Genomic DNA, 25489 nt, shown 5'->3' with positions numbered 1-25489 from the left:
CCCCTTCCCGCTAGGGCCCCTTGAGGCGTACGGGAACCGTAGGGAACGGGGCAAAAAAACGTTCCGTCGTCCGGTATCCGGACGGTGTCGGTGGGGGCCGGTAGAGTCCTCGGCACAGGTGAATCACAGGAACACAGCAACGGGTGGGGACTCATGAAGCTGACATACACCGCTGCCTGGGTGGGGCTCACGGCGGCGGCGATGGTCGCGGCGACCGCGTGCGGCTCGGAGGGCGCCAAGACGGCCGCCGAGAGCGCCGACAAGGCGGCCGACACGGCCGTGAGCAAGGCCGACACGATCATGGCCGCGCTCTCGCGGGCCACCGACCGGACCGAGGAGCTGGGCTCCGCCGAGGTCAGGACGACGACCGACCTGGGCACCGGTGAGCCGGTCTCCATGGACGGCACCTACTCCTGGGGCGACGGCTACGCGCTCGACGTCGAGATGGACACCGAGGCCGCGCAGATGCAGGAGCTCACGGACTCCCCGACGGTGCGCACCCTGTTCGTGGACGGCGCCTACTACTACGACATCGACCCCCAGCCCGCCGGCCCGCTCGCGGGCAAGGAGTGGATGAAGATCGACGGGTCGGCCGTGTTCGGCGAGTCGGGTGCCGCCGCGATGAGCGGGGGCGGCGGCGGTGCCAGCCCGGCGGACTCCATGAAGGGCCTCAAGTACGCGAGCGACGTCGACGACCTCGGCAAGGAGACCGTCAACGGCAAGTCCACGACCCACTACCGGGCCGTGCTCGACCAGGAGGACATGGGCAAGTTCAAGGAGGCCTTCAGCGGCGCCGACAGCCTGCTCAACTCCGCCACTGGCGGCAGCTCGATCACCATGGACATCTGGGTGGGCGACAAGGACCTGCCGGTGCGCCTGAAGCAGGAGTTCGGCGCCATGGAGGTCACCATGGACTTCGACAAGTTCGGCGCCACCAAGGAGATCGTGGCCCCGCCCGCCGAGCAGACCGGCGACCTCACGGAGGAAGTGAAGAACTCCGGAGTGCAGCAGGGCTGAGACACGCACGGTGCCTCCGTCCCACCGGGTGGGACGGAGGCACCGTGCGTCGCGGGCGGCCGCGTCTCAGTGGTTGCGCGGGAAGCCCAGGTCCACGCCGGCCGGGCCGTCGGCCGGGTCCGGCCAGCGGGTGGTGACGACCTTGCCGCGGGTGTAGAAGTGCGTGCCGTCGTTGCCGTAGATGTGGTGGTCGCCGAAGAGCGAGTCCTTCCAGCCGCCGAAGGAGTGGTAGCCCACGGGGACCGGGATCGGGACGTTCACTCCGACCATGCCGGCCTCGACCTCCAGCTGGAAGCGGCGGGCCGCGCCGCCGTCCCGGGTGAAGATCGCGGTGCCGTTGCCGAAGGGGGAGGCGTTGATCAGCGCGATGCCCTCCTCGTAGGTCTCGGCGCGCAGCACGCACAGGACCGGGCCGAAGATCTCGTCCTGGTAGGCCTTCGCCGTGGTCGGCACCCGGTCCAGCAGGGAGATGCCGATCCAGTGGCCGTCCTCGTGGCCGTCGACCGTGTGTCCGGTGCCGTCCAGGACGACCTCGCAGCCCTCGGCCGCCGCGCCCTCGACGTAGGACGCCACCTTGTCGCGGTGCGCCGCGGTGATGAGGGGACCCATCTCCGACGCCGGGTCGTCGCCGGGACCGATCTTGATCTTCTCGGCGCGCTCGCGGATCTTCTCCACCAGCTCGTCGCCGACGGCGCCGACGGCGACGACCGCGGAGATCGCCATGCAGCGCTCGCCGGCCGAGCCGTAGGCCGCGCTCACCGCGGCGTCGGCCGCCGCGTCGAGGTCGGCGTCCGGCAGCACCAGCATGTGGTTCTTGGCGCCGCCGAGCGCCTGCACGCGCTTGCCGTTCGCGGAGGCGGTGGTGTGGATGTAGCGGGCGATCGGCGTCGAGCCGACGAACGAGACCGCCTTGACGTCCGGGTGCTCAAGGAGGCGGTCCACGGCCACCTTGTCACCGTGCACGACGTTGAAGACGCCGTCCGGCAGACCGGCCTCGGAGAACAGCTCGGCGATCTTCATCGCGGCCGACGGGTCCTTCTCGCTCGGCTTGAGCACGAAGGTGTTGCCGCAGGCGATGGCGATGGGGAACATCCACATCGGCACCATCGCCGGGAAGTTGAACGGCGTGATGCCGGCGACCACGCCGAGCGGCTGCCGGATCGAGGACACGTCGACGCGGGTGGCGACCTGCGTCGACAGCTCGCCCTTGAGCTGCACGGTGATGCCGCAGGCCAGGTCGACGATCTCCAAGCCGCGCGCGACCTCGCCGAGCGCGTCGGAGTGCACCTTGCCGTGCTCGGCGGTGATCAGCTCGGCGATCTCGTCGCGGTGCGCGTCCAGCAGCGCCCGGAACTTGAAGAGGATCGAGGTGCGCTGCGCCAGCGAGGACTGCCCCCAGGTCAGGTACGCGTCCTTGGCGGCGGCGACGGCGGCGTCCACCTCGTCGACGGAGGCGAAGGCGACCTTCGTGGTGACCGCGCCGGTGGCCGGGTTGGTCACCGGCCCGTACGTGCCCGAGGCGCCTTCGGCGGTCTTGCCGCCGATCCAGTGGTTGACGATGTTCGTCATGACCGAGAACTCCTTCACAGATGGCGGCGACGGGTCGAGACGTGCCGTTGGTCCAGCTCACGGGCCGTGACCGGCGACGATCGGGTCGCGGTCTGCGACGTTCGGGTCGCGGTCACTGCCATGGGTCCATCCCAGCAGCCGGGCGCTCCGGGCGCGCCCGACACTCTGTATGCGGTTTGGGTGTCCGCGTAGACACGTGGGGCAGTGTCGGGCGATTCGCACGGCGACGGGACGCGGAGACCTCCGGCGCGGGGCCGGTGCGAGCGGGGAGTCGGCGCTCGGACTTCGCTCCTGCCAGGGCGAAGCGGCCTTCCCGCGCCGGAGGCGTTGGGGGGGAGAACCGGCGACGGCGGGACGGGACTTGGGCCCCGGCGATCGGGTCGTGCGCCATCGCGTTCCCCTTCGTGCCCGTCGTTGCCTGCCCGCCGTTGCGTCTCCCCCCGGTTTCTAGCCCCGCGCGTGCGGCCTGTCAATGTTTTGTCCGGACATTCGGACGACATGGCCGACGACATGGTCCGGGTGGCGGCGCGCCCGCGCGCAGGGGACTCCCCGGGCCCCCGAAGTCAACGCGCCGCGCCTGGGATCCGGCGTATCCCTTTGCGGCACTCCTGTCACAAAGACGCCCTTCGTGTCACACATGTCACGGGCGGGCGGGCCTTCCGTCACACCCGGGAACGGCCCCTGACCGTCCACCGCTCCACGTCGTTCACCCCGCACAGGCTTGGTGATCGCCAGCGCAGCGCCCGGCTCCCCCCGGCGGCCGTCCCCGGTCGCCGCCGCGGCGCGCGCAGGGAGGTGCAACTAGTGACCGACCGAAGGCTCTGGTCCTACAAGGACATCGCGGCCCACATCCGGGTCCAGCCGGACACCGTGCGGTCGTACCGCAAGCACGGGCTGCTCCCCCCGCCCGACCACGTGGAGGGCGGGAAGCCCTACTGGTACGCGGACACGGTCCGGGCCTGGGTGGCGTCCCGGCCCCGCAACCGGAAGCGATAGGCCGGAAAATCGTTCTGTGCCCCGCTGAAGGGTGGGGCACAGTGCAGTCCATGGACTTCTCCGTCAAACCCGTCCTGACCGGCGACAGGACCGTACTGCGACCGTTCACCGAGGCCGACGCCGAGCAGATGTGGGAGATCATCAACGACCCCGAGGTCGAGCGCTTCACCGGCCCGCCGGGACACGAACTCACCCCGGAGCTGCTCCGCACCTGGTACGGCTCCCGCGGCAAGCAGCCCGACCGGCTCGACCTGGCGGTCACCGATCCCGTCGACGGCGGACTCCTCGGCGAGGTCGTACTCAACGAGTGGGAGCCCGAGAGCCGCACCTGCACCTTCCGCACCCTGATCGGCCCGCGGGGCCGTGGCCGCGGGATCGGCACCGAGGCGACCCGGCTGATCGTCGGGTACGGCTTCGAGGAACTCGGGCTGCACCGGATCCAGTTGGACGCCTACGCCTACAACCACCGGGCCCTGCGGGTCTACGAGAAGGTCGGGTTCGTGACGGAGGGGGTCCGGCGCGAGGTGGAGTGGCGCGACGGCGCGTGGGTGGACGAGGTGCTGATGGCCGTCCTCGACCACCAGTGGGCCGCCCACCGCGGGCACCCCCGCACCGGCAGCTCACGCCCCGGGGCCGGCGTCACGGCTCGATGACCGTCACCCCGGCGCCGGGCGCCGTCCCCATCGCGGCCAGTGCGGCCGGGACCTCGTCCAGCCCGATGGTGGACGTCACCAGCAGGTCGGGCCGGAGCGCTCCCGTGCGGACCAGTTCCAGCATCGGCGGGTAGGTGTGCGCGGCCATCCCGTGGCTGCCGAGGAGTTCCAGCTCCAGGGCGACGGCTCGGGCCATCGGCACCGGTGTGGTGCCGTCCGGCGAGGGCAGCAGCCCGACCTGGACGTGCCGGCCGCGGCGGCGCAGGCCGTTCACGGACGCGGCGCAGGTGACGGGCGAGCCGAGGGCGTCGAGGGAGAGGTGGGCGCCGCCGCCGGTGAGGTCGCGGACCGCCGCCGCCGTGTCCGGCGTCCGGGCCGCGTCCACGCACTCCGCCGCGCCGAACGCGCGCGCCAGCTCCAGCGCCCGGGGCGACACGTCCACGGCGACGACCCGCGCGCCCGCGGCCGCCGCGATCATCACGGCCGACAGGCCGACGCCGCCGCAGCCGTGCACCGCGACCCACTCCCCCGCCGCGAGGCGCCCCTGCTGCACCACGGCCCGGAACGCCGTGGCGAACCGGCAGCCGAGGGAGGCGGCCGTCGCGTACGCCATGCCCTCGGGTACGGCGACGAGGTTGACGTCGGCGTGGTCGAGGGCCACGTACTCGGCGAACGAGCCCCAGTGGGTGAAGCCGGGCTGGCTCTGCCGTTCGCACACCTGCTGGTCGCCCGCCGCACACGCCCCGCAGCTCCCGCAGGCGCAGACGAACGGCACGGTCACGCGGTCGCCGGGCCGCCACCCGCCCACCCGGTCGCCGACCGCTTCCACGACACCGGCGAGTTCGTGACCGGGCACGTGCGGCAGCTCGATGTCCGGGTCGTGGCCCTGCCAGCCGTGCCAGTCGCTGCGGCACAGCCCGGTCGCCTCGACGCGCACCACGACGCCGTGCGGCGCGGGCTCCGGGTCGGGCGCCTCCCGTACCTCGGCGGGCTCCCCGAACCGCTCGAACACGACCGCGCGCATCCGTCACCCTCACTTCCGTACCGGCGTTCCCGCTTCCGGTCCCCCATCTCACGGCAGACGGTGCGGGGCTCATACCCCCTAGGGGTACAGTGGGAGGTGAGTGGTCCACGCTGGACCACGGGTACCCGCCCATGAACGCCCCGACGAGGAGTAACGACATGACCGCCCAGACCGACACCCAGGGCTCCGTCACCACCGTCTACAAGGTGAGCGGAATGAGCTGCGGACACTGCGAGGGCGCCGTCTCCGGCGAGATCTCCGAGATCGCCGGCGTCGGCTCGGTGCAGGCCGTCGCCTCGACCGGCGAGGTCACCGTCGTCTCCGGGGCGCCCCTGGACGACGCGGACGTGCGCGCCGCCGTGGACGAGGCGGGCTTCGAGCTCGTCGGCCGGGCCTGAGTCACGGCGCCACGAGCGCGCCCCAACTACCGCCCCAGCGCTCCCAGCGCTCTCAGCAATCCCCGCAGCATCCACAGCCCCTCCGGCCGGGCCCGCGCACGGCCCGGCCGGCCGTCTGGAGTCCGGCCCATGACCAGCACCACCGCGTCCAGCACCACGGCCTCCACCACCACCCCGGAGACCGCCCCGGCCGCCGAGCCGGACCTCGCCGAGGTCGAGCTGCTCATCGGCGGGATGACCTGCGCCTCGTGCGCGGCCCGCGTGGAGAAGAAGCTCAACCGCATGGACGGCGTCACCGCCACGGTGAACTACGCGACGGAGAAGGCCCGGATCTCCTACCCGGCGGCCACCGGGGTCGCCGACCTGATCGCCACCGTCGTCAAGACCGGGTACACCGCCGAGGAGCCCGCGCCGCCGCCGGAGCCCACCGACGAGGCGGAGCCCCCGGAGGGCACCGGCGCCGACCCCGAGCTGACCGCCCTGCGCGGGCGCCTCGTCGTCTCCGTCCTCCTCGCCGCCCCCGTCGTGCTGCTCGCGATGGTCCCGGCGCTCCAGTTCGACAACTGGCAGTGGCTCTCGCTCACCCTGGCCGCGCCCGTCGTCGTCTGGGGCGGTCTGCCCTTCCACCGCGCCGCCTGGACGAACGTCCGGCACGGCGCGGCCACCATGGACACGCTGGTCTCGCTCGGCACCCTCGCGGCGTTCGGCTGGTCGCTGTGGGCGCTGTTCTTCGGGGACGCCGGCATGCCGGGCATGCGGCACGGCTTCGACCTCACCGTATCCCGCACCGACGGGGCCTCCGCGATCTATCTGGAGGCCGCCGCCGGGGTCACCGCCTTCCTTCTCCTCGGCCGCTGGCTGGAGGCGCGCTCCAAGCGCAGCGCCGGCGCCGCGCTGCGGGCGCTGATGGAGCTGGGCGCCAAGGACGTCGCCGTGCTGCGGGACGGGCGCGAGGTGCGGATTCCGGTGGCCCGGCTGGCGGTCGGCGACCGGTTCGTCGTACGGCCCGGCGAGAAGATCGCCACCGACGGGACGGTGACCGAGGGCGCCTCCGCCGTGGACGCCTCGATGCTGACCGGCGAGTCGGTGCCGGTGGACGTGACGGCCGGGGACGCCGTCACCGGCGCCACGGTCAACGCCGGCGGCCGCCTGGTCGTCGAGGCCACCCGGGTCGGCGCGGACACCCAGCTGGCGCGGATGGCGAAGCTGGTCGAGGACGCGCAGAGCGGCAAGGCCGAGGTGCAGCGGCTCGCCGACCGGATCTCCGGCGTCTTCGTGCCGGTCGTGCTGCTGATCGCGGTCGCCACCTTCGGCGGGTGGCTGGGTGCCACCGGTGACACGGTCGCCGCGTTCACGGCCGCCGTGGCCGTACTGATCATCGCCTGCCCGTGCGCACTGGGCCTGGCCACGCCGACCGCGCTGATGGTCGGCACGGGCCGCGGCGCCCAGCTCGGCATCCTCATCAAGGGACCGGAAGTACTGGAGTCCACGCGGCGCGTCGACACGGTCGTCCTCGACAAGACCGGCACCGTCACCACCGGCCGCATGACCCTCCACGACGTGCACGCCGCCGAGGGCACCGACGAGGCGGAGGTGCTGCGGCTCGCGGGCGCCGTCGAGCACGCCTCCGAGCACCCCGTGGCCCGCGCGATCGCGGCCGGTGCCGAGATGGGGGTCCCCCCGCTCGAGCGAAGCCGAGAGTGGGGGAGGGTCGGCGCGCTGCCGGACGCCGAGAACTTCGAGAACGTCCCCGGGCGCGGCGTACGCGCACGCGTCGAGGGCCGCGAGGTGGCCGTGGGGCGCCTCTACGACGCTCTCCCGCCCGGGGTCGCCCGCGCCAGGGAAGAGGCCGAGAGGGACGGTCGTACGGCCGTCGTGGTCGGCTGGGACGGCGTGGCGCGCGGGGTCGTCTCCGTGGCGGACGCGGTGAAGGAGACCAGCGCCGAGGCGGTGGCCGAGCTGCGCCGGCTGGGCCTCACCCCCGTGTTGCTGACCGGCGACAACAGGCGCGTCGCCGAGGCGGTCGCCGGAGCGGTCGGCATCGACGAGGTGATCGCCGAGGTGCTGCCCGAGGACAAGGTCGCCGTGGTGGAACGGCTGCGGGCCGAGGGCCGTACGGTCGCCATGGTCGGGGACGGCGTCAACGACGCGGCCGCGCTCGCCGTCGCCGATCTGGGTCTGGCGATGGGCACGGGGACGGACGCGGCGATCGAGGCGGGCGACCTGACGCTGGTGCGCGGTGACCTGCGGGTGGCCGCGGACGCGATCCGGCTCTCCCGGCGCACCCTCTCCACGATCAAGGGCAACCTCGTGTGGGCCTTCGGCTACAACGTGGCCGCGCTGCCGCTGGCCGCCGCCGGGATGCTCAACCCGATGATCGCGGGGGCGGCGATGGCCTTCTCCTCGGTGTTCGTGGTCACCAACAGCCTGCGGCTCCGGGCCTTTCACTGAGCGCGCATTTCCCGCAGGTCGAGGGCCGGCGCCTCTGGAGTCCGGCACTCGCCTCACATAAGCTCTTCACAAGGCTCGCGCATCTTCCTTACGCTTGGGTCCCGTTCGACGTAACGGGGCTCTTGCGCACCTAACGGACATATGCAAGAGACGCAGATCACAGTGATGCGAACGTAACCATCGAAGGGGTTCGAAGGTCTAAGTTGGCGATGTCAGGCAGCGTCTTGGGGGGCGCCACCTGGCATCTGGGGATGTCTTGGGGGACTTTCCCAGAGCTGCGTTGCCGGGACACGTACACCGGGAAGCTTTGAGCGGCCCTCCCGGGCGTGCGCTGTCCCGGCAGACCGCACGACGAGCACGACCGCATGACGAGTACGACCGCACGACAAGCACCACAGGCGCGACGGGTTTTGCTCGTTGTGCTCAGTACAGCGATTCAGGCGCTGTCCTCACATACGCCCGGCCGGATCCCGTGGGGGGAATCCGCACCGGGGCATGGGAAGGCGCCCTGGTTCGTCGGCCCGTGGGGGGACCGGCGCCAGGGCGCCTTCTGCTGTCCGGGCCGCCGCCGCCCGGCCCGCCGGCTCCGCCCACAGAAAAATCCCGTACCGCTCGGGGCGGCACGGGACTCTCTGTACGCGCTGCGGGGGTGCCTGGCGGCTCAGCGCTCCTCGACGGGCACGAAGTCGCGCTCGACGACGCCCGTGTAGATCTGGCGCGGGCGGCCGATGCGGGAGCCCGGCTCCTTGATCATCTCGTGCCACTGGGCGATCCAGCCCGGCAGCCGGCCCAGCGCGAACAGGACCGTGAACATCTCGGTCGGGAAGCCCATGGCCCGGTAGATCAGACCGGTGTAGAAGTCGACGTTCGGGTAGAGGCTGCGCGAGACGAAGTAGTCGTCGGAGAGCGCGTGCTCCTCCAGCTTCAGGGCGATGTCCAGCAGCTCGTCGGACTTGCCGAGGGCGGAGAGCACGTCGTGCGCGGCGGCCTTGATGATCTTGGCGCGCGGGTCGAAGTTCTTGTAGACCCGGTGGCCGAAGCCCATCAGGCGGACGCCGTCCTCCTTGTTCTTCACCTTGCGGATGAAGGAGTCGACGTCGCCGCCCGCGTCGCGGATGCCCTCCAGCATTTCCAGCACCGACTGGTTGGCGCCGCCGTGCAGCGGGCCCCAGAGCGCGTTGATGCCGGCGGAGATCGAGGCGAACATGTTCGCCTGCGAGGAGCCGACCAGGCGGACCGTGGAGGTCGAGCAGTTCTGCTCGTGGTCCGCGTGCAGGATCAGCAGCTTGTCCAGGGCGGCCACGACCGTCGGGTCGAGCTCGTACTCCTGCGCCGGCACCGAGAACGTCATGCGCAGGAAGTTCTCGACGTAGCCGAGGTCGTTGCGCGGGTAGACGAACGGGTGGCCGATCGACTTCTTGTACGCGTAGGCCGCGATCGTCGGAAGCTTGGCGAGCAGCCGGATCGTGGAAAGGTTGCGCTGGCGCTCGTCGAACGGGTTGTGGCTGTCCTGGTAGAACGTCGACAGCGCCGAGACGACCGACGACAGCATGGCCATCGGGTGGGCGTCGCGCGGGAAGCCCTTGTAGAAGTTCTTGACGTCCTCGTGCAGCAGGGTGTGCTGCGTGATCTCGTTCTTGAACGCGGTGAGCTCGTCGACGGTCGGCAGCTCGCCGTTGATCAGCAGGTAGGCGACCTCCACGAAGGAGGAGCGCTCGGCCAGCTGCTCGATCGGGTAGCCGCGGTACCGGAGGATGCCCGCCTCGCCGTCCAGATACGTGATGGCGGATTTATAGGCGGCGGTGTTGCCGTAACCGCTGTCCAGCGTCACCAGACCGGTCTGGGCGCGGAGCTTCCCGATGTCGAAGCCCTTGTCACCGACGGTGCTGTCGATCACCGGGTAGGTGTACTCGCCGTCGCCGTACCGCAGTACTACTGAGTTGTCGCTCACGTCTTCCCTCACCGACGTAGTGCCTCATCTTCGAGGTGCCCTGACTGTCTCTACCATCCCCCACTTGGCTCAGGAGAGTGCACTCGGGGTCGACCATCGGGCCTATCGGCGGCACTCAGTGCCGCCAACTAGCTCATCCTGCCCCCTCTCCTCCCCATCCGGAAGTGCTCTGTGACCTTCCCGACTCATTTGATCGATCATTTTTTTCACACAGGTCGAGAGGTTTCACCGGAAGGTCTTCGGGTCAGGAGCCCGCCAGCCGGAAGTCGAGCGCCGTGCAGCGCCGGCCGGCCGACACCGTGCGGACCGCCTGTCCGATCGCCTTGCGGGAACCGACGAGGACGACCAGCTTCTTGGCCCGGGTGACCGCCGTGTACAGCAGGTTCCGCTGGAGCATCATCCAGGCGCCGGTCGTCACCGGGATCACCACCGCCGGGTACTCACTCCCCTGCGAGCGGTGGATGGTCACCGCGTAGGCGTGGGCCAGTTCGTCCAGTTCGTCGAATTCGTACGGAACCTCCTCGTCCTCGTCCGTCAGCACGGTGAGGCGCTGGTCCACCGGGTCGAGCGAGGTGACCACGCCGACGGTGCCGTTGAAGACGCCGTTCTCACCCTTCTCGTAATTGTTGCGAATCTGGGTGACCTTGTCGCCGACCCGGAAGACACGACCGCCGAACCGCTTCTCCGGCACGTCCGGGCGCCCCGGGGTGACGGCCTGCTGGAGCAGCCCGTTCAGCGCGCCGGCGCCGGCGGGTCCCCGGTGCATGGGGGCGAGCACCTGCACGTCCCGGCGCGGGTCGAGCCCGAACTTCGCCGGGATGCGGCGCGCGGCGACGTCCACCGTGAGCCGCCCGGTCTCCTCGGTGTCGTCCTCGACGAAGAGGAAGAAGTCCTTCATGCCGTCGGTGAGCGGGTGCTGCCCGGCGTTGATCCGGTGCGCGTTCGTCACCACCCCCGACTGCTGGGCCTGGCGGAAGACACGGGTGAGGCGGACGGCGGGAACGGGGCTGCCGGGGGCGAGCAGATCCCGCAGCACTTCCCCCGCGCCCACGCTGGGCAGCTGGTCGACGTCCCCGACGAAGAGCAGGTGGGCGCCCGGGGGCACCGCCTTGACCAGCTTGTTGGCGAGGAGCAGGTCCAGCATCGACGCCTCGTCCACCACGACGAGGTCGGCGTCCAGCGGCCGGTCCCGGTCGTAGGCGGCGTCACCGCCCGGCTTGAGCTCCAGCAGGCGGTGCACGGTGGACGCCTCGGCGCCGGTCAGCTCGGCGAGACGCTTGGCGGCCCGGCCGGTCGGCGCGGCGAGCACCACCTTGGCCTTCTTCGCGCGGGCCAGCTCGACGATGGAGCGGACGGTGAAGGACTTGCCGCAGCCCGGCCCGCCGGTGAGGACGGCGACCTTCTCGGTGAGCGCGAGTCTGACGGCGGCCTCCTGCTCGGGGGCGAGGTCGGCGCCGGTGCGGCTCTTGAGCCAGCTGAGCGCCTTGTCCCACGGCGCGTCCGTGAAGGCCGGCATCCGGTCCTCGTCGGCACGCAGGAGCCGCCGCAGCTGGGCGGAGAGGGCCAGCTCGGCGCGGTGGAAGGGGACGAGGTAGACGGCGGTGACGGGGTCGCCGCCCTCCGGGTCGGGGACCTTCTCGCGTACGACGCCGGGGTCCTCTCCGTCCTGGGGGTCGGCGGCCAGCTCGGCCAGGCACTCGATGACCAGGCCGGTGTCCACCTGGAGCAGCTTCACCGCGTCGGCGATCAGCTTCTCCTCGGGGAGATAGCAGTGCCCCTGGTCGGTGGCCTGCGACAGGGCGTACTGCAGGCCCGCCTTCACCCGGTCCGGGCTGTCGTGCGGGATGCCCACGGACTGGGCGATCTTGTCGGCGGTGAGGAAGCCGATGCCCCAGACGTCGGACGCCAGCCGGTAGGGCTGGTTCTTCACGACGGAGATCGACGCGTCGCCGTACTTCTTGTAGATCCGCACCGCGATCGACGTCGACACCTCGACGGTCTGGAGGAAGAGCATGACCTCCTTGATCGCCTTCTGCTCGTCCCACGCGTCGGCGATCTTCTTGGTCCGCTTGGGGCCGAGGCCGGGCACCTCGATGAGCCGCTTGGGCTCCTCCTCGATGACGGTGAGGGTGTCGATGCCGAAGTGCCGCGTGATGCGGTCGGCGAAGACCGGGCCGATGCCCTTGACCAGGCCGGAGCCGAGGTAGCGCCGGATGCCCTGGACCGTGGCCGGGAGCACGGTCGTGTAGTTCTCCACGTGGAACTGCTTGCCGTACTGGGGGTGCGACCCCCAGCGCCCCTCCATCCGCAGCGACTCCCCGGCCTGCGCGCCGAGCAGCGCGCCGACGACGGTCAGCAGGTCGCCGGCGCCTCTGCCGGTGTCGACGCGGGCGACCGTGTAGCCGTTCTCCTCATTGGCGTACGTGATGCGCTCCAGGACGCCTTCGAGGGTGGCGAGTCGCCGTTCACCGGGAGCGGCATCGGGCTGGTTCGGCATGGTCCGACGGTACCGGTGGGGTGTGACAGGGGTGGCCGGTCCGGCAAGATCATGCGGACGGGCGAATCGCCCCGGCCGACGGAGGGAAGACATGGGGCTGATCTACGGCTACGACATCTATCTGCGCCCCCGGAACGTCGCGAGGGCGCTGGCCGCCGTGGCCGAGCTGGCGCCCCCGTCCCGTGACGTGCCGCCGCTCGACGTCACACTGCCCGGCGGTGAGCGGATCGCCCTCCCGTTCACGTCCGACTTCGGCAGCGATCCGGTCGACTGCTCCGCGAGCGGTGAGTTCCGCCTGGACACGTCGCTCATGTTCGGCGTGGACGAGGCGGTGCGCGCGTACGGGGAGTCGTCCGGCCTGCCGGCCGAGGTGAACGGGCGGGTTCGGATCGGGTACGTCTACCTGGCGGTCCGGTTCGAGTCCTTCCTGCACCCCCGTTACGCGTCGCTGGAGTTCTGGGCCGCGACGTCGGGGATGAGCCGCCTGTTCGCACGTTCGGCGAGCATCAGGGAGACGTTCACCGACCTCACCGCCGCCGTCGGCGGTGTGTGCTGCCTGTTCGACACCGGTGACGGGGGCCCCGAGGAAGTGTGCTGGCTCGACGGGGAGGCGACGCGCGTGCGGATCGGCGGCGCCCGGTTCCCGGATCAGCGGGCGCTGGTGGCGACTTGGCCCGACCCCGACGTCACGGATTGCCCGTCGGCTCCTTCAACGCCTGGAGGAAGCGGGTGAAGGCGGTGCGGGGGAAGGCCAGGGTCGCCCGGGTGGGGGCCTTGGTGTCGCGGACGGCTACGTGGGTGGGTGAGTTCGCGATCTCCACGCACTCGTTGCCGTCGCCCGGGCCCGAGTAGGACGACTTCCGCCAGTTGTCCATGGGATTCCTACAGCTCCTTCGCCAGGCTGTGGATGAGATCACGTGACTGACCAGGGTCGAGTGACGCCTCCTCCACCTTACGGAAGCCCGTTCGGTACGTGTTGAGCTGAGCCTCGGAATCAATGAACACCGAGCCGTGCAGCGCGTCACGGACGACGGTGTCCAGCTTGGGCAGGGGGCCGCCAACATAGGTCATCGTGCTGGAGGCGCTGGCGAAACCGTCCAGGTCGAAGGGGACGACGCGCACGGTGATGTGATCCGCTTCGGAGAGCTCCAGGAGCCGCGCCAGCTGAGCCCTTGAAGTGGCACGGTCACTGACCCGAATCCGGAGTGCCGCCTCATGGATCACCGCTTCGTAGGCAATGGTGAAGCGCTGACGCGCCCTGCGGTGCTGAATGCGCACTTCCAGTTCCTCGGCGGTCAGTTCCGGCAGTCTGGACGAGAAGACGGCCCGCGAGTAGTCCTCGGTCTGGAGCAGGCCCGGCACATACAGGATTGCCACGTGGCGGAGGAACCGAGCATGGTGCTCCAGCTCGGACAGATCGAGGAACGACGTGGGCAGGAAGCCCCGAAACTCCTCCCACCAGCCGTTTGCCCGTTCAGTGGCCATCGCTACGAGAGCGTCGATGAAGTCCTCGTCGGTACAGGCGTAGTGGGACGCGAGGCGGCGGACCCGCTGCTCACTCACGCCCGCGAGAGCGGACTCGATGTGGGTGATCTGCGCAGGGGCGACGCCGAGCAGCGCGGCCGCCTGGCGGGAGTTGAGACCAGCAGCCTCACGGAGTCTCCGCAGTTCGGTCGCCAGTCGAACCTGACGTGCCGTTGGTTCACGCCTCTTCACCATCGACTGGCCCTCCGATCACGTCCGTTGGTGCAACTCGTTCGGCGTCAGATTACGCGATCGGCTTGCCGCGTCCCTAAATATAGATCTACCGTCGGTGACGCAACACACACCGTGCGAAACCGGGGCCCGGAAGCGCACCGCCCCGTCCTGCCATGACGGCTGCGGCATTGACACCTGGCCCGCCACGACCACCACCCCCGACTTGGAGTCCCGCATGCCCGAAAACGAGCCCTGGGAGTACTCCCTCTACATCCCCAACGACCTCCGCGCCGTCACCGTCAGCCGCCGCACTCTCCGCCTGGTCCTCACCATGCACGGACTGATCCGCCTCGTCGACGTCGCCGAACTGCTCGCCACGGAGCTGGTCTCCAACGCCGTACGGCACACCAAGGGCCCCGCCGCCCTCCGTATCCGCTGGTCGCCGCCGGGCACGCTGCGGATCGGGGCGTGGGACGCGGACCCCGAACCGCCGGAGCCCCCGGCCGCGTTCGCGAGGGTGGAGGAGTTGGAGGAAGGACGAGGACTGGCGCTGGTGCGGGCCTGCGCCGATGTGTGGGGGTGGCATCCGCTGGCCAGGCGCGGCAACCGGGGCAAGTACGTGTGGTGCGAGCTGACCGCCGCCTGACCGCACCACCAGCACCCAGCACCCCGACAACACGAGGACACTCACCAGCCGCCTGTCCCCAAAGCGCTCATCCGAGCACCCCAAGTACAACATCAGCCCAACTGCTCACGGTTGAGCGACAGAGCCGACGCCGGGCCCCTCAGAGTCCCGCGAACAGCCCCGCGAGGGGGCTCGGGGTGCGCGCGAGGTCCAGGGCCTCGACGAGGACACGGCCGTAGTGGATCTTCCGGCCCTTCTTGGTGCCGAAGAACCGGCGGAGCTGCTGCTGCGCGGTGCGGTCCTGCTGGGCGGGCTGGCGAAGGAAGGTCCGGAGGGGGCGCAGGTCGCCCTCCGCCTCGACCAGTTCCTTCACCCGCGTCACACCCAGCGCGCGGATCAGCTCGTCCTCCAGGTCGGCCGCGCAGACGAAGAGACCGTCGGGCGCCGCCTCCGCCCGCTCCAGGGCGCGGACGTAGTAGCCCTGCTCCCGCTCGTCACACAGTCCCGTGAGACGGAGGCCCAGGCCGGACGGTCCGAGGAGGGATGCGAAGCGGCCGACGCTCATCGCGCCGCCCATCGGGAGGACGCAGACCCCCTCCGCCGCGAGGTCGCGGCCGTGACGCGCGGCCAGCGCGTCGACCGCCGCCGAGTCGCTCGGCCCCTCCAGGAGGACAGCGGTACGTACCGACAGTCGCGTCGCCAACTCGTGCGCGGGGCCGCCGGGGCCGCCGGCCGCCCACGCGGTGACCGCGACCCGGAACGCCCCCATGTCCGCCATGGCACGAGTCTCCGCCCTGAGCGGCCGCGCCGGTAGTGATTTTCGGCAGAGCCCGGCCGGCTCGTCGGCGGCGCCCTCCCACGCCTCCGATTGACATGCAACCTTGCGGCTGCCTAACGTGAAAGGCAGCCAATGGGCTGCATTTAGAGGGGCGGAGATGGACGAGGTCTTCAAGGCGCTGGCCGACGGCAGCCGGCGCCGGTTGCTGGACAGCCTGAACGCCCGCAACGGGCAGAGCCTGCGCGAGCTGTGCGCCGGGCTGGACATGGCCCGGCAGTCGGTCAGCAAACACCTGGCGCTGCTGGAGGCGGCCAACCTGGTCACCACCGTCCGGCGGGGCCGCGAGAAGCTGCACTACCTCAACGCCGAACCGATCAACGCCATCACCGAACGCTGGATCAGCCGCTACGACCGCGAGCGGGTGCGCGCACTCGCCGATCTCAAGCACGCGCTGGAGGACACCACCATGGACAGCAACGCGTTCGTGTACACGACCTATGTCAGGACCACGCCCGAGCGGCTCTGGCAAGGTCTGACCGACCCGGCCTTCACCAGCCGCTACTGGGGTCTGGAGTTCGCCACCGACTGGAAGGCGGGGTCGACCATGGTCTGGCAGCAGGGCGGCGCGGACACCGCCGACCCCGGACAGGTCGTACTCGAGTCCGACCCGTTCCGGCGTCTGTCCTACACCTGGCACACCTTCACGCCCGGGTGGGCGAAGGCCAACGGGATCGACGACGAGACGCTCGCCAAGCTCGCCGCCGAACAGCGGTCGAAGGTCACCTTCGAGATCGAGGACCTCGGCGGTTCGGTGAAACTGACCGTCGTCCACGACGGGTTCGAGCCCGGCAGCACCGCCCGCGAGATGATCCAGCACGGCTGGCCGGCCCTCCTCTCCAGCCTCAAGACACTGCTGGAGACCGGCGACACCCTTCCGGACCCCGCGTAGGCGACCGTGGGGCCGCTCGCTCAGCGGCGCAGGGTGGTCTCCCTGGCCATGTGGGACAGCTTCTCGGGGTTGCGCACCGCGTAGAGCCCGGTGATGAGGCCGTCGTCGAAGCGCACCGCCAGTACGGTGTCGAGCTCGCCGTCGAGCCGGAGGATCAGCGCCGGATAGCCATTGACCTGGGCCGGTTCCAGCGAGACCCCGGCCGCCTGCTTGACCAGTCCGCCGATCATGAGGCGGGCCACCTTCCCGGCCCCCGTGACGGGCCGCAGCACGGCCCGCTTGATGCCACCGCCGTCGCCCACGAGGACCACGTCCGGGGCGAGGACGTCGAGCAGGCCCTGCAGGTCACCCGTCACGAGGGCCCGCCGGAAGGCGGTGAGCACGTCCCGTGTCTCGGTCGGGGAGACAGCCCCGCGCGGCCGCCGTGCCGCGACGTGTGCGCGTGCCCGGTGCGCGGTCTGCCGGACCGCGGCCTGACTCTTGCCGACGGCGTCGGCGATCTCGTCGTAGCCGAGGTCGAACACCTCGCGCAGCACGAACACCGCCCGCTCGGTCGGCGCGAGCGTCTCCAGGACCAGCATCATCGCCATCGAGACGCTGTGGGCCAGCTCGACGTCCTCGGCCACGTCGGGCGTGGTGAGCAGCGGCTCGGGCAGCCAGGCGCCGACGTAGGACTCCTTGCGGCGGCCGAGCGTACGCAGCCGGCTCAGGGCCTGGCGCGTGGTGATCCGCACCAGGTAGGCACGCCGGTCGCGCACCGTCGCGAGGTCCACGCCCGACCATCGCAGCCAGGTCTCCTGGAGGACGTCCTCCGCGTCGGCGGCCGAGCCGAGCATCTCGTACGCGACGGTGAAGAGCAGGTTGCGGTGCGCGACGAAGGCCTCGGTGGCGGGGTCCGTGCGCCCGCCTTCGCCGACGGTCCACCCGGTCGTGCCGTCCGGCTCGCGTCCACTGTTTTCGCTCGTCACCAGCTGCTCCCGCTTCTTCGCCTCCGAGGGTGCCATGCGCACAGGACGCCGGCCGCCGCCGCTTTGTGACACCCGCCGACGGTGGCTCACATCACACCGGAGGCCAGTCACAGGGACCGGGTCGTCGGCATCTTGTGTTCGTCAGTGAGGCACCCACAGTGAGGACGAGGTCATGGAAGCCCGATTCAATCTGTTCGAGAACGAGCTCGGCAGCAGGTTCGCCAAGCGGTTCGCCGGCGCCGGCATGCTGGTCCACGAGTCGTCGCTGCCGAAGTCGACGCAGGAGCTGATGTCACTGCGCGCCAGCCAGATCAACGGCTGCGGTCACTGCATCGACATGCACACCAAGGAGGCCGCGGCCGCCGGCGAGAGCGCGGTCCGGCTCCACCTGGTCGCCGCCTGGCGCGAGTCCACGGTGTTCACCGAGGCCGAGCAGGCCGCGCTGGCGCTCACCGAGGAGGGCACCCGGCTCGCCGACGCCCACCAGGGCGTGTCCGACGAGACATGGGCCCAGGTGCGCAAGCACTACGACGACGACCAGATCGCCGCGCTGGTCTGCCTGGTCGCCCTGATCAACGCGGCCAACCGGCTCGCCGTGATCACACATCAGCGGGGAGGCTCGTACGAGGCGGGCATGTTCGCCGCCGCGTTGGGCTGACCATCGGACGCGCCCGAACCGCACACGCCGTGCGCGGTTCGGGCGCGGGTCGGGCGCGGTTCGGTTCCGCCGCGTCACGCAGGACACCCGTCCTACCGGCCCGAACTCGTCACGGTGAACGGTCCGGCAGCGCGGGCGACACACGCGAACATGTCCGTTTCCATTCCCGCCGCCAAGCCCTCCTCACAGAGACGGCCGCCCTTCTCGCGCAGATCCAGGTAGAAGCGCGTGATCTTGCCGTCCTGCTTGAGACCGTGGATGCGTTCGTCGATGTAACCCAGGTCGTTCAGGGTCTTCCTGACCTTGGCGGGAGTGGGCTCCTCGACCCGCTGCAGCGCCTGGACGACGCGCTGTTCGTGCTGGACGCTCGCGCACCACTCACGGTCGTTCAACTCCGCTGCGGGGCCGGTGGGGACGCCGGGTTCGACCGGTTCGGCCGGAGGGGTCTCACCGGGGGCGAGGCCCTCCTTGCCGTTCCCCTTCCCCGCCGGGCCGGTCGGTCGCTCGTCGGACGGGCGGTGTCCGGTCTCGGTCTCGTTCCCGGTCCCGGCCGGCGAAGTACATGGCCGCGTGACCTTGTCGAGCATCGCCGTGAACCCCGCCTGCCCCGGATCCGAAGATGCGGAGCTCTCCGCGGCGACGCCGCTGCCCGGCTTGCCCTGAGCCCCACCCTCACTCGGGTGCTCGCTCCCGCAGCCGGCAAGTGCCAGGGCAGCGAGCACGGTTGCGGTTAGGGCACGCCGGGGGCGCGCGAACGCGCTGATGGATGCGGAGGTCCGTCTCATGAACGCAGTCTCCGGCCGATGCCGCGCGCTCCGCATGAGTAGGCGTACTCAGGTACCCGGACACTCACGGGCCGTAGCCGTGAGGTTTTCCCCGCGGCTCATCTGTCGCACCATCCCTTCAGCGGGCGGTCGCCCGACCGGCCCGTGCGGCGCCCGCCCGGCTCCGGTCACGATTGGGTTTCGGCCGACTCTCACCCCTTGATTCCGCCTCGTGTAATCGTTTCCAATCCTCCGTGTAATCGATTCCACGAGGAGGTGGAACGGCGATGGCGAGTATCGGCATCAAGGACGTCGCCGCCGAGGCGGGCGTCTCCGTCGCGACGGTCTCGCGCGTGCTCAACGGCCACCCGTCGGTCAGCCCCGCCGCACGCGAGCGTGTGCTGGCCGCCGTCGAGACGCTGAGTTACCGCCCGAACGCCGTCGCCCGGTCGCTGCGCACCGACCAGACCCGCACCCTCGGCCTGGTCATCAGCGACGTGATGAACCCGTACTTCACCGAACTGGCCCGCTCCGTCGAGGAGGAGGCCCGCGCGCTCGGCTACAGCGTCATCATCGGCAACGCCGACGAGCGGCCCGATCTCCAGGACCACCACGTCACGACGCTGCTGGACCGGCGTATCGACGGGCTGCTCGTCTCCCCCACCGACGGCGGCTCCCCGCGGATGCTGGACGCCGCGCGGGCCGGGACGCCGATGGTCTTCGTCGACCGGTGGATCCCGGGCGTGGACGTGCCCGTCGTCCGGTCGGACGGGCGGGCCGCCGTACGGGACCTCGTGGCGCATCTGTACGGCCTCGGGCACCGGCGGCTCGCCATCATCGCCGGGCCCGCCGCCACCACGACCGGACGCGAGCGCGTCGACGCCTTCCGCGAGGCGCTGGCCGACTACGGGCTTCCCCTGCCCGACGTCTATATCGGCCAGGGCGACTTCCAGGCCGACAGCGGGCGCCGGGTCACCGAGGGCTTCCTCGACCTGCCCGAGCCGCCCGAGGTCGTCTTCGCCGCCGACAACCTGATGGCGCTCGGCGCCCTGGACGCCGTACGCGCGCGCGGGCTGCGGGTCCCCGAGGACATCGCGCTCGCCGCGTTCGACGACATCCGCTGGTTCGTGCACACCGATCCGCCCGTCACCGCGATCGCCCAGCCCACGGGCGACCTCGGGCGGGCCGCCGTGCGCGCGCTGGTCGACCGCATCGGGGGCCGGCCCGGCGAGTCCGTCACCCTCCCGGCGCGGCTGGTCGTCCGCCGCTCCTGCGGGGAGACGGCCCCCCAGGAAACCCCGTCCCCGTCCCCCGTACGAAGGAGTACGCCGTGAGCAGCCGCAGTCCGGACGAGTTGCTGCGCATCGAGGGCATCCGCAAGACCTTCCCCGGCGTGGTCGCGCTCGACAGCGTCGACTTCGACCTGCGCCGGGGCGAGGTGCACGTGCTCCTCGGTGAGAACGGCGCGGGCAAGAGCACGCTCATCAAGATGCTCTCCGGCGCCTACACGCCCGACGCCGGGCGGATCCTGGCCGGTGGCGAGGAGGTGCGCATCCACGGTGCGCAGGACTCCGAGCGCCTCGGGATCGCCACCATCTACCAGGAGTTCAACCTCGTCCCCGATCTGACGGTCGCCGAGAACATCTTCCTGGGGCGCCAGCCGCGCCGCCTGGGGATGATCGACCGGAAGAAGATGGACGCCGACGCGGAAGTGCTGCTGAGGCGGGTCGGTCTGAGCGTGTCGCCTCGCGCCCGGGTGCGTGAACTCGGTATCGCCCGGCTCCAGATGGTCGAGATCGCCAAGGCGCTCAGCTTGGACGCGCGCGTGCTCATCATGGACGAGCCGACCGCCGTGCTGACCTCCGGGGAGGTCGACAAGCTGTTCGCCATCGTGCGGCGGCTGCGCGAGGACGGCGTCGGGATCGTCTTCATCACCCACCATTTGGAGGAGATCGCCGCCCTCGGCGACCGGGTCACCGTCATCCGGGACGGACGCAGTGTCGGGCAGGTGCCCGCCGCCACGCCCGAGGACGAGCTGGTACGCCTCATGGTCGGGCGGTCGATCGAGCAGCAGTATCCGCGCGAGCGCACCGACGCCGGTGACGCGCTGCTCCGGGTCGAAGGGCTCACGCGCGACGGGGTCTTCCACGACGTCGGCTTCGAGGTGCGCGCCGGTGAGGTCGTCGGCATCGCCGGACTCGTCGGCGCCGGGCGGACCGAGGTCGTGCGTGCCGTGTTCGGCGCCGATCCGTACGACGCGGGGACCGTGCACGTCGCGGGTGCGCCCCTGCGGCGGCACGACGTCAACGCCGCCATGGCCGCCGGGATCGGGCTCGTGCCCGAGGACCGCAAGGGGCAGGGGCTCGTGCTCGACGCCTCCGTCGAGGAGAACCTCGGGTTGGTGACGCTGAAGTCGTCCGCACGCGCGGGGCTCGTCGACCTCAAGGCGCAGCACGCGGCGGCCGAGCGGATCGCCGGACAGCTCGGTGTGCGGATGGCCGGACTCGGGCAGCACGTGCGGACCCTGTCCGGCGGCAACCAGCAGAAGGTCGTCATCGGCAAGTGGCTGCTGGCCAACACCAAGGTGCTCATTCTCGACGAGCCGACGCGCGGCATCGACGTCGGCGCCAAGGTCGAGATCTACCAGCTGATCAACGAACTGACGGCCGCCGGTGCCGCCGTACTCATGATCTCCAGCGACCTGCCCGAGGTGCTCGGCATGAGCGACCGGGTGGTCGTCATGGCCCAGGGACGGGTCGCCGGTGAACTCCCCGCCGAGCGGGCCACCCAGGATGCCGTCATGGCGCTGGCCGTCAGCACTCCCCACAGCAATGGAACCGGAACGGAGGCCTCCCGTGGCCACTGACACGCTCAAGAGCAAGCCGGGCGCGCAGGGCGGCGCCACGGGCGGCCTGCGCCGCCTGCTGCTCGACAACGGCGCGCTGACCGCGCTGATCGTCCTCGTCGTCGCCATGTCGGCGCTGTCCGGGGACTTCCTGACGGCCGACAACCTGCTGAACGTCGGCGTCCAGGCCGCCGTCACCGCGATCCTCGCCTTCGGCGTCACCTTCGTCATCGTCTCCGCGGGCATCGACCTGTCGGTCGGCTCGGTCGCCGCGCTGTCGGCCACCGTGCTGGCGTGGAGCGCCACCGAGGCCGGGATGCCGGTCGTGCTCGCGGTCCTGCTGTCCGTCGCGACGGGCATCGCGTGCGGCCTGGTGAACGGCTTCCTCATCTCGTACGGGAAGCTGCCGCCGTTCATCGCGACGCTCGCCATGCTGTCGGTGGGGCGCGGTCTGTCGCTCGTCATCTCGCAGGGCTCGCCGATCGCCTTCCCGGACTCCGTCTCCCACCTCGGTGACACGCTCGGCGGGTGGCTGCCGGTGCCGGTGCTCGTGATGATCGTGATGGGGCTGATCACGGCGTTCGTCCTCGGGCGTACCTACATCGGCCGCTCCATGTACGCCATCGGCGGCAACGAGGAGGCCGCGCGCCTGTCCGGCCTGCGGGTGAAGCGGCAGAAGCTCGCCATCTACGCCTTCTCCGGCCTGTTCGCCGCCGCCGCGGGCATCGTGCTCGCCTCCCGGCTCTCCTCCGCGCAGCCGCAGGCCGCGCAGGGCTACGAGCTGGACGCCATCGCGGCCGTCGTCATCGGCGGTGCCTCGCTCGCGGGCGGCACCGGCAAGGCGTCGGGCACGCTGATCGGCGCGCTGATCCTCGCGGTGCTGCGCAACGGCCTCAACCTGCTGTCCGTCTCCGCGTTCTGGCAGCAGGTCGTCATCGGTGTGGTCATCGCGCTGGCGGTGCTGCTGGACACCCTGCGGCGCAAGGCGGGGGCGACCACGCCCGCGGCCGGGGCCGGCGGGGGCGGCAAGGGCAAGCAAGCACTGACGTACGTGATCGCGGCGGTCGTGGCCGTGGCCGTCGTGGGCGCCACCTCGCTGCTGCACAACGACTCCTCGGCCGGCAAGACGCAGAAGATCGGTCTGTCGCTGTCCACGCTCAACAACCCGTTCTTCGTGCAGATCAGGGACGGTGCGGAGGAGCAGGCGAAGAAGCTGGGCGTGGACCTGACGGTCACGGACGCGCAGAACGACGCCTCCCAGCAGGCCAACCAGCTGCAGAACTTCACCAGCGAGGGCCTGTCCTCGATCATCGTCAACCCGGTGGACTCCGACGCGGCGAGCCCTTCGGTGCGCTCGGCGAACAAGGACGACATCCCCGTCATCGCCGTGGACCGCGGCGTCAACGACGCGAAGACGGCCGCGCTGGTCGCCTCCGACAACGTCGAGGGCGGTGAGCTGGGCGCCAAGGCGCTCGCCGAGAAGCTCGGCGGCAAGGGCACGATCGTCATCCTCCAAGGCCAGGCCGGCACCTCCGCCAGCCGGGAGCGCGGGGCGGGCTTCGCGGCCGGTCTGAAGGAGTACCCGGGTATCAAGGTCGTCGCCAAGCAGCCCGCGGACTTCGACCGCACCAAGGGCCTGGACGTGATGACCAACCTGCTCCAGGCGCACCCCGACATCGACGGCGTGTTCGCGGAGAACGACGAGATGGCGCTCGGCGCGATCAAGGCGCTGGGTTCCAAGGCCGGCAAGTCCGTGCAGGTCGTCGGCTTCGACGGCACCCCGGACGGGCTGAAGGCGGTGCGGGAGGGCACGTTGTTCGCCTCTGTCGCGCAGCAGCCGAGGGAACTGGGCAGGATCGCGGTCGAGAACGCGTTGCGCGCCGCCGACGGCAAGAAGGTGGAGAAGATGGTGAAGGTGCCGGTGAAGGTGGTCACCAAGGAGAACGTGGCCGGCTTCGAGGGCTGACGCGGGATCACGGGCCCACGGAGACACGGGCGGGCGGTCACGTCGACCGCCCGCCCGCCTCACTCGGATTCATTCGGATCGGGGAGCGATTCATGTACGACTACGACCTCCTGGTCGTGGGGTCGGCCAACGCCGACCTCGTGATCGGCGTCGAGCGGCGGCCGGGTGCCGGCGAGACGGTGCTCGGCACCGACCTGGCCGTCCACCCGGGCGGCAAGGGCGCGAACCAGGCGGTCGCCGCCGCCCGGCTCGGCGCCCGTACGGCGCTGCTGGCCCGGGTCGGCGACGACGACTACGGCAGGCTGCTGCTGGACTCGCAGCGGGCGGCCGGCGTCGACACGGTGGGCGTGCTGGTGGGCGGGGCGCCGACCGGCGTCGCGCTGATCACCGTCGACCCGTCCGGGGACAACAGCATCGTGGTGTCGCCGGGCGCGAACGGCCGGCTGGCACCGGGGGACGTCCGGGCCGCGGCGAGCCTCTTCCACGCGTCCCGGGTCGTCTCCGCGCAGTTGGAGATCCCGCTGGAGACGGTCGTCGAGGTGGTCCGGAGTCTGGCGCCGGACAGCCGTTTCGTGCTGAACCCGTCGCCGCCGCGCCCGCTCCCGGCGGAGGTGCTGGCGGCCTGCGATCCGCTGATCGTCAACGAGCACGAGGCGAAGGTGATCCTCGGCGACGCCTGCGTGAGCGAGCGTCCCGAGGACTGGGCCCGCATCCTGCTGGCCAAGGGGCCGCGTTCGGTGGTCGTGACCCTGGGCGCCGAGGGCGCGCTGGTGGCGTCGGGCGCGGGCGTCTCCCGTGTCCCGTCCGTGAAGGTGGACGCCGTGGACACGACGGGCGCGGGCGACGCGTTCACCGCGGCGCTGGCCTGGCGGCTCGGCACGGGTGCGTCGCTCGCCGAGGCGGCGGCGTACGCGGCCCGGGTCGGCGCGGCGGCCGTCACGAAGGCGGGCGCGCAGGCGTCGTACCCGACGGCGGCGGAGGCGGAGGCACTGTGAGCAAGGAAGCCGTGCAGAGGGACGTGTTGTGAAGAAGGCCGGGATACTCAACCGCCACCTGTCCGCCGCCCTGGCCGAACTCGGCCACGGCGACGGCGTCCTGGTGTGCGACGTCGGCATGCCGGTCCCGGCCGGTCCACGCGTCGTCGACCTGGCCTTCCGCGCCGGCGTGCCGTCCTTCGCGGAGGTGGTGGACGGCCTGCTCGACGAGCTGGTGGTCGAGGGGGCGACGGCGGCGACGGAGGTACGGGAGGCCAATGCGGAGGCCGCCGCGCTGCTCGACGGGCACTTCCCCGCCCTCGCCCTCGTCCCGCACGAGCGGTTGAAGCAACTCTCGGCGGGGGCACGGCTGGTGGTGCGGACCGGGGAGGCCCGGCCGTACGCGAACGTGCTGCTGCGGTGCGGGGTCTTCTTCTGACCGGTACCGTCCGCCGCCGAAAGCTTCGAAGGGGCCCGGTCGACGACCGGACCCCCTCGGGCTTCCCTCCCCTTTTCCTCCCCCTCAGAACCCCCGCGATCCCCCCGGATCCCCCACCGGGGTGTCCTGATGCCAAGTACGACCCGCGAAGCGACGAAACGGTTGCACGGCTCTCGCGGGAACTTTCCGGCCGTCCGCCGCCGGCACGGGACCGAGGCCGCGTCGGTGTCGTCCCGCCCGAGTCGACGGACGTGGCCGGCCGGGCCGTG

General features: G+C 71.1%; 23 protein-coding genes and 1 pseudogene. 14 read left to right on the top strand and 10 right to left on the bottom strand.

The annotated features are described in order from the left end of the window. The first annotated feature begins 153 nt into the window (after window positions 1-153). Window positions 154-1017 (top strand): hypothetical protein, encoded by an 864-nt coding sequence (locus RI578_RS25950; protein ID WP_310873327.1) that lies wholly within the window; start codon window positions 154-156, stop codon window positions 1015-1017. Between the two features lie 66 nt (window positions 1018-1083). Here RI578_RS25950 and mmsA read toward each other — a convergent pair whose 3' ends face one another. Continuing rightward, window positions 1084-2586, bottom strand: a complete 1503-nt coding sequence (gene mmsA / locus RI578_RS25945) for a CoA-acylating methylmalonate-semialdehyde dehydrogenase (protein ID WP_310873326.1) — start codon at window positions 2584-2586, stop codon at window positions 1084-1086. Window positions 2587-2809: 223 nt separating this feature from the next. Further along, a pseudogene (locus RI578_RS42730) lies at window positions 2810-2912 on the bottom strand (5-deoxy-glucuronate isomerase); the annotation flags it as partial. A gap of 478 nt (window positions 2913-3390) precedes the next feature. Here RI578_RS42730 and RI578_RS25935 point away from each other — a divergent pair. Then, window positions 3391-3582, top strand: coding sequence for an AlpA family transcriptional regulator (locus tag RI578_RS25935; RefSeq protein WP_073723204.1), 192 nt, complete (start codon window positions 3391-3393; stop codon window positions 3580-3582). A gap of 50 nt (window positions 3583-3632) precedes the next feature. Next, window positions 3633-4235: a GNAT family protein gene (locus RI578_RS25930; protein WP_310873325.1), complete on the top strand. Its 603-nt coding sequence runs from the start codon at window positions 3633-3635 to the stop codon at window positions 4233-4235. Here RI578_RS25930 and RI578_RS25925 read toward each other — a convergent pair. Further along, window positions 4222-5259, bottom strand: a complete 1038-nt coding sequence (locus RI578_RS25925; protein WP_310873324.1) for a zinc-dependent alcohol dehydrogenase family protein — start codon at window positions 5257-5259, stop codon at window positions 4222-4224. The two genes, RI578_RS25930 and RI578_RS25925, sit on opposite strands and share 14 nt — an antisense overlap. 158 nt (window positions 5260-5417) lie before the next feature. Here RI578_RS25925 and RI578_RS25920 point away from each other — a divergent pair, with 158 nt between their 5' ends. Both RI578_RS25920 and RI578_RS25915 read left to right on the top strand, forming a co-directional pair. Continuing rightward, window positions 5418-5657, top strand: a complete 240-nt coding sequence (locus tag RI578_RS25920) for a heavy-metal-associated domain-containing protein (protein WP_310873323.1) — start codon at window positions 5418-5420, stop codon at window positions 5655-5657. A gap of 129 nt (window positions 5658-5786) precedes the next feature. Continuing rightward, the gene (locus RI578_RS25915; RefSeq protein ID WP_310873322.1) at window positions 5787-8108 is read left to right on the top strand and encodes a heavy metal translocating P-type ATPase; all 2322 of its coding nucleotides are present in this window, start codon (window positions 5787-5789) and stop codon (window positions 8106-8108) included. A gap of 661 nt (window positions 8109-8769) precedes the next feature. On the opposite strand, the gene RI578_RS25910 is transcribed toward RI578_RS25915, so the two are convergent. Both RI578_RS25910 and RI578_RS25905 read right to left on the bottom strand, forming a co-directional pair. Beyond that, window positions 8770-10059: a citrate synthase gene (locus RI578_RS25910; protein ID WP_310873321.1), complete on the bottom strand. Its 1290-nt coding sequence runs from the start codon at window positions 10057-10059 to the stop codon at window positions 8770-8772. A 244-nt stretch (window positions 10060-10303) separates the two neighbouring features. Further along, window positions 10304-12556: an ATP-dependent RecD-like DNA helicase gene (locus tag RI578_RS25905; RefSeq protein ID WP_310873320.1), complete on the bottom strand. Its 2253-nt coding sequence runs from the start codon at window positions 12554-12556 to the stop codon at window positions 10304-10306. A gap of 91 nt (window positions 12557-12647) precedes the next feature. Between RI578_RS25905 and RI578_RS25900 the strand changes: the two genes are divergently transcribed. Continuing rightward, complete coding sequence (locus RI578_RS25900; RefSeq protein ID WP_310873319.1) at window positions 12648-13289, top strand: hypothetical protein; 642 nt, start codon at window positions 12648-12650, stop codon at window positions 13287-13289. On the opposite strand, the gene RI578_RS25895 is transcribed toward RI578_RS25900, so the two are convergent. Further along, window positions 13243-13431, bottom strand: coding sequence for a DUF397 domain-containing protein (locus RI578_RS25895; RefSeq protein WP_310873318.1), 189 nt, complete (start codon window positions 13429-13431; stop codon window positions 13243-13245). The genes RI578_RS25900 and RI578_RS25895 overlap by 47 nt on opposite strands. 7 nt (window positions 13432-13438) lie before the next feature. Further along, window positions 13439-14275, bottom strand: coding sequence for a helix-turn-helix transcriptional regulator (locus RI578_RS25890; protein ID WP_121747080.1), 837 nt, complete (start codon window positions 14273-14275; stop codon window positions 13439-13441). Between the two features lie 214 nt (window positions 14276-14489). Here RI578_RS25890 and RI578_RS25885 point away from each other — a divergent pair, with 214 nt between their 5' ends. Then, entirely contained in the window at window positions 14490-14900 is a 411-nt protein-coding gene (locus tag RI578_RS25885; protein WP_310873317.1) for an ATP-binding protein, read from the top strand. 139 nt (window positions 14901-15039) lie between these two features. On the opposite strand, the gene RI578_RS25880 is transcribed toward RI578_RS25885, so the two are convergent. Continuing rightward, on the bottom strand, window positions 15040-15657 hold the full coding sequence (locus RI578_RS25880; protein WP_310873316.1) for a TOPRIM nucleotidyl transferase/hydrolase domain-containing protein: 618 nt from the start codon (window positions 15655-15657) through the stop codon (window positions 15040-15042). Between the two features lie 157 nt (window positions 15658-15814). On the opposite strand from RI578_RS25880, the gene RI578_RS25875 reads away from it, so the two are divergent. Beyond that, on the top strand, window positions 15815-16606 hold the full coding sequence (locus RI578_RS25875) for a metalloregulator ArsR/SmtB family transcription factor (RefSeq protein WP_310873315.1): 792 nt from the start codon (window positions 15815-15817) through the stop codon (window positions 16604-16606). Window positions 16607-16626: 20 nt separating this feature from the next. Here RI578_RS25875 and RI578_RS25870 read toward each other — a convergent pair whose 3' ends face one another. Continuing rightward, window positions 16627-17616 carry an RNA polymerase sigma-70 factor gene (locus tag RI578_RS25870; protein ID WP_399063182.1) on the bottom strand — a complete coding sequence of 330 codons (990 nt, stop codon included), beginning with the start codon at window positions 17614-17616 and terminating at the stop codon, window positions 16627-16629. Window positions 17617-17746: 130 nt separating this feature from the next. Between RI578_RS25870 and RI578_RS25865 the strand changes: the two genes are divergently transcribed. After that, window positions 17747-18232, top strand: a complete 486-nt coding sequence (locus tag RI578_RS25865) for a carboxymuconolactone decarboxylase family protein (RefSeq protein WP_310873313.1) — start codon at window positions 17747-17749, stop codon at window positions 18230-18232. A gap of 92 nt (window positions 18233-18324) precedes the next feature. Here the strand turns inward: RI578_RS25865 and RI578_RS25860 are convergent, their stop codons facing one another. Further along, the gene (locus RI578_RS25860; RefSeq protein WP_310873312.1) at window positions 18325-18819 is read right to left on the bottom strand and encodes a hypothetical protein; all 495 of its coding nucleotides are present in this window, start codon (window positions 18817-18819) and stop codon (window positions 18325-18327) included. 464 nt (window positions 18820-19283) lie between these two features. On the opposite strand from RI578_RS25860, the gene RI578_RS25855 reads away from it, so the two are divergent. The 5 genes from RI578_RS25855 (at window position 19284) to rbsD (ending at window position 25220) form a co-directional block, all read left to right on the top strand. After that, window positions 19284-20330 carry a LacI family DNA-binding transcriptional regulator gene (locus RI578_RS25855; RefSeq protein WP_310873311.1) on the top strand — a complete coding sequence of 349 codons (1047 nt, stop codon included), beginning with the start codon at window positions 19284-19286 and terminating at the stop codon, window positions 20328-20330. Next, window positions 20327-21862, top strand: coding sequence for a sugar ABC transporter ATP-binding protein (locus RI578_RS25850; protein WP_310873310.1), 1536 nt, complete (start codon window positions 20327-20329; stop codon window positions 21860-21862). Before RI578_RS25855 ends, RI578_RS25850 begins: the two co-directional genes overlap by 4 nt. Continuing rightward, on the top strand, window positions 21852-23807 hold the full coding sequence (locus tag RI578_RS25845; RefSeq protein ID WP_310873309.1) for a substrate-binding domain-containing protein: 1956 nt from the start codon (window positions 21852-21854) through the stop codon (window positions 23805-23807). Before RI578_RS25850 ends, RI578_RS25845 begins: the two co-directional genes overlap by 11 nt. Window positions 23808-23899: 92 nt before the next feature. Beyond that, complete coding sequence (locus RI578_RS25840; protein ID WP_310873308.1) at window positions 23900-24802, top strand: ribokinase; 903 nt, start codon at window positions 23900-23902, stop codon at window positions 24800-24802. A 28-nt stretch (window positions 24803-24830) separates the two neighbouring features. Beyond that, on the top strand, window positions 24831-25220 hold the full coding sequence (rbsD, locus tag RI578_RS25835) for a D-ribose pyranase (protein ID WP_310873307.1): 390 nt from the start codon (window positions 24831-24833) through the stop codon (window positions 25218-25220). Window positions 25221-25489 lie beyond the last annotated feature (269 nt).

The organism is Streptomyces sp. BB1-1-1 (assembly GCF_031597775.1).
Lineage (GTDB): Bacteria > Actinomycetota > Actinomycetes > Streptomycetales > Streptomycetaceae > Streptomyces > Streptomyces thinghirensis.
Note: the sequence above shows the minus strand (reverse complement) of the source record. Positions and strands in the feature narration are given on the sequence as shown.

Excerpts from the sequence above, each read along its gene's own strand:
- RI578_RS25855 (WP_310873311.1), top strand. The coding sequence starts at position 19,284 with ATGGCGAGTATCGGCATCAAGGACGTCGCCGCCGAGGCGGGCGTCTCC.
- RI578_RS25890 (WP_121747080.1), bottom strand. The coding sequence starts at position 14,275 with ATGGTGAAGAGGCGTGAACCAACGGCACGTCAGGTTCGACTGGCGACC.
- RI578_RS25920 (WP_310873323.1), top strand. The coding sequence starts at position 5,418 with ATGACCGCCCAGACCGACACCCAGGGCTCCGTCACCACCGTCTACAAG.
- RI578_RS25900 (WP_310873319.1), top strand. The coding sequence starts at position 12,648 with ATGGGGCTGATCTACGGCTACGACATCTATCTGCGCCCCCGGAACGTC.
- RI578_RS25875 (WP_310873315.1), top strand. The coding sequence starts at position 15,815 with ATGGACGAGGTCTTCAAGGCGCTGGCCGACGGCAGCCGGCGCCGGTTG.
- RI578_RS25895 (WP_310873318.1), bottom strand. The coding sequence starts at position 13,431 with ATGGACAACTGGCGGAAGTCGTCCTACTCGGGCCCGGGCGACGGCAAC.
- RI578_RS25865 (WP_310873313.1), top strand. The coding sequence starts at position 17,747 with ATGGAAGCCCGATTCAATCTGTTCGAGAACGAGCTCGGCAGCAGGTTC.
- RI578_RS25950 (WP_310873327.1), top strand. The coding sequence starts at position 154 with ATGAAGCTGACATACACCGCTGCCTGGGTGGGGCTCACGGCGGCGGCG.
- mmsA (WP_310873326.1), bottom strand. The coding sequence starts at position 2,586 with ATGACGAACATCGTCAACCACTGGATCGGCGGCAAGACCGCCGAAGGC.
- RI578_RS25880 (WP_310873316.1), bottom strand. The coding sequence starts at position 15,657 with ATGGCGGACATGGGGGCGTTCCGGGTCGCGGTCACCGCGTGGGCGGCC.
- RI578_RS25925 (WP_310873324.1), bottom strand. The coding sequence starts at position 5,259 with ATGCGCGCGGTCGTGTTCGAGCGGTTCGGGGAGCCCGCCGAGGTACGG.
- RI578_RS25840 (WP_310873308.1), top strand. The coding sequence starts at position 23,900 with ATGTACGACTACGACCTCCTGGTCGTGGGGTCGGCCAACGCCGACCTC.
- RI578_RS25915 (WP_310873322.1), top strand. The coding sequence starts at position 5,787 with ATGACCAGCACCACCGCGTCCAGCACCACGGCCTCCACCACCACCCCG.
- RI578_RS25905 (WP_310873320.1), bottom strand. The coding sequence starts at position 12,556 with ATGCCGAACCAGCCCGATGCCGCTCCCGGTGAACGGCGACTCGCCACC.
- RI578_RS25885 (WP_310873317.1), top strand. The coding sequence starts at position 14,490 with ATGCCCGAAAACGAGCCCTGGGAGTACTCCCTCTACATCCCCAACGAC.
- RI578_RS25930 (WP_310873325.1), top strand. The coding sequence starts at position 3,633 with ATGGACTTCTCCGTCAAACCCGTCCTGACCGGCGACAGGACCGTACTG.
- RI578_RS25860 (WP_310873312.1), bottom strand. The coding sequence starts at position 18,819 with ATGCTCGACAAGGTCACGCGGCCATGTACTTCGCCGGCCGGGACCGGG.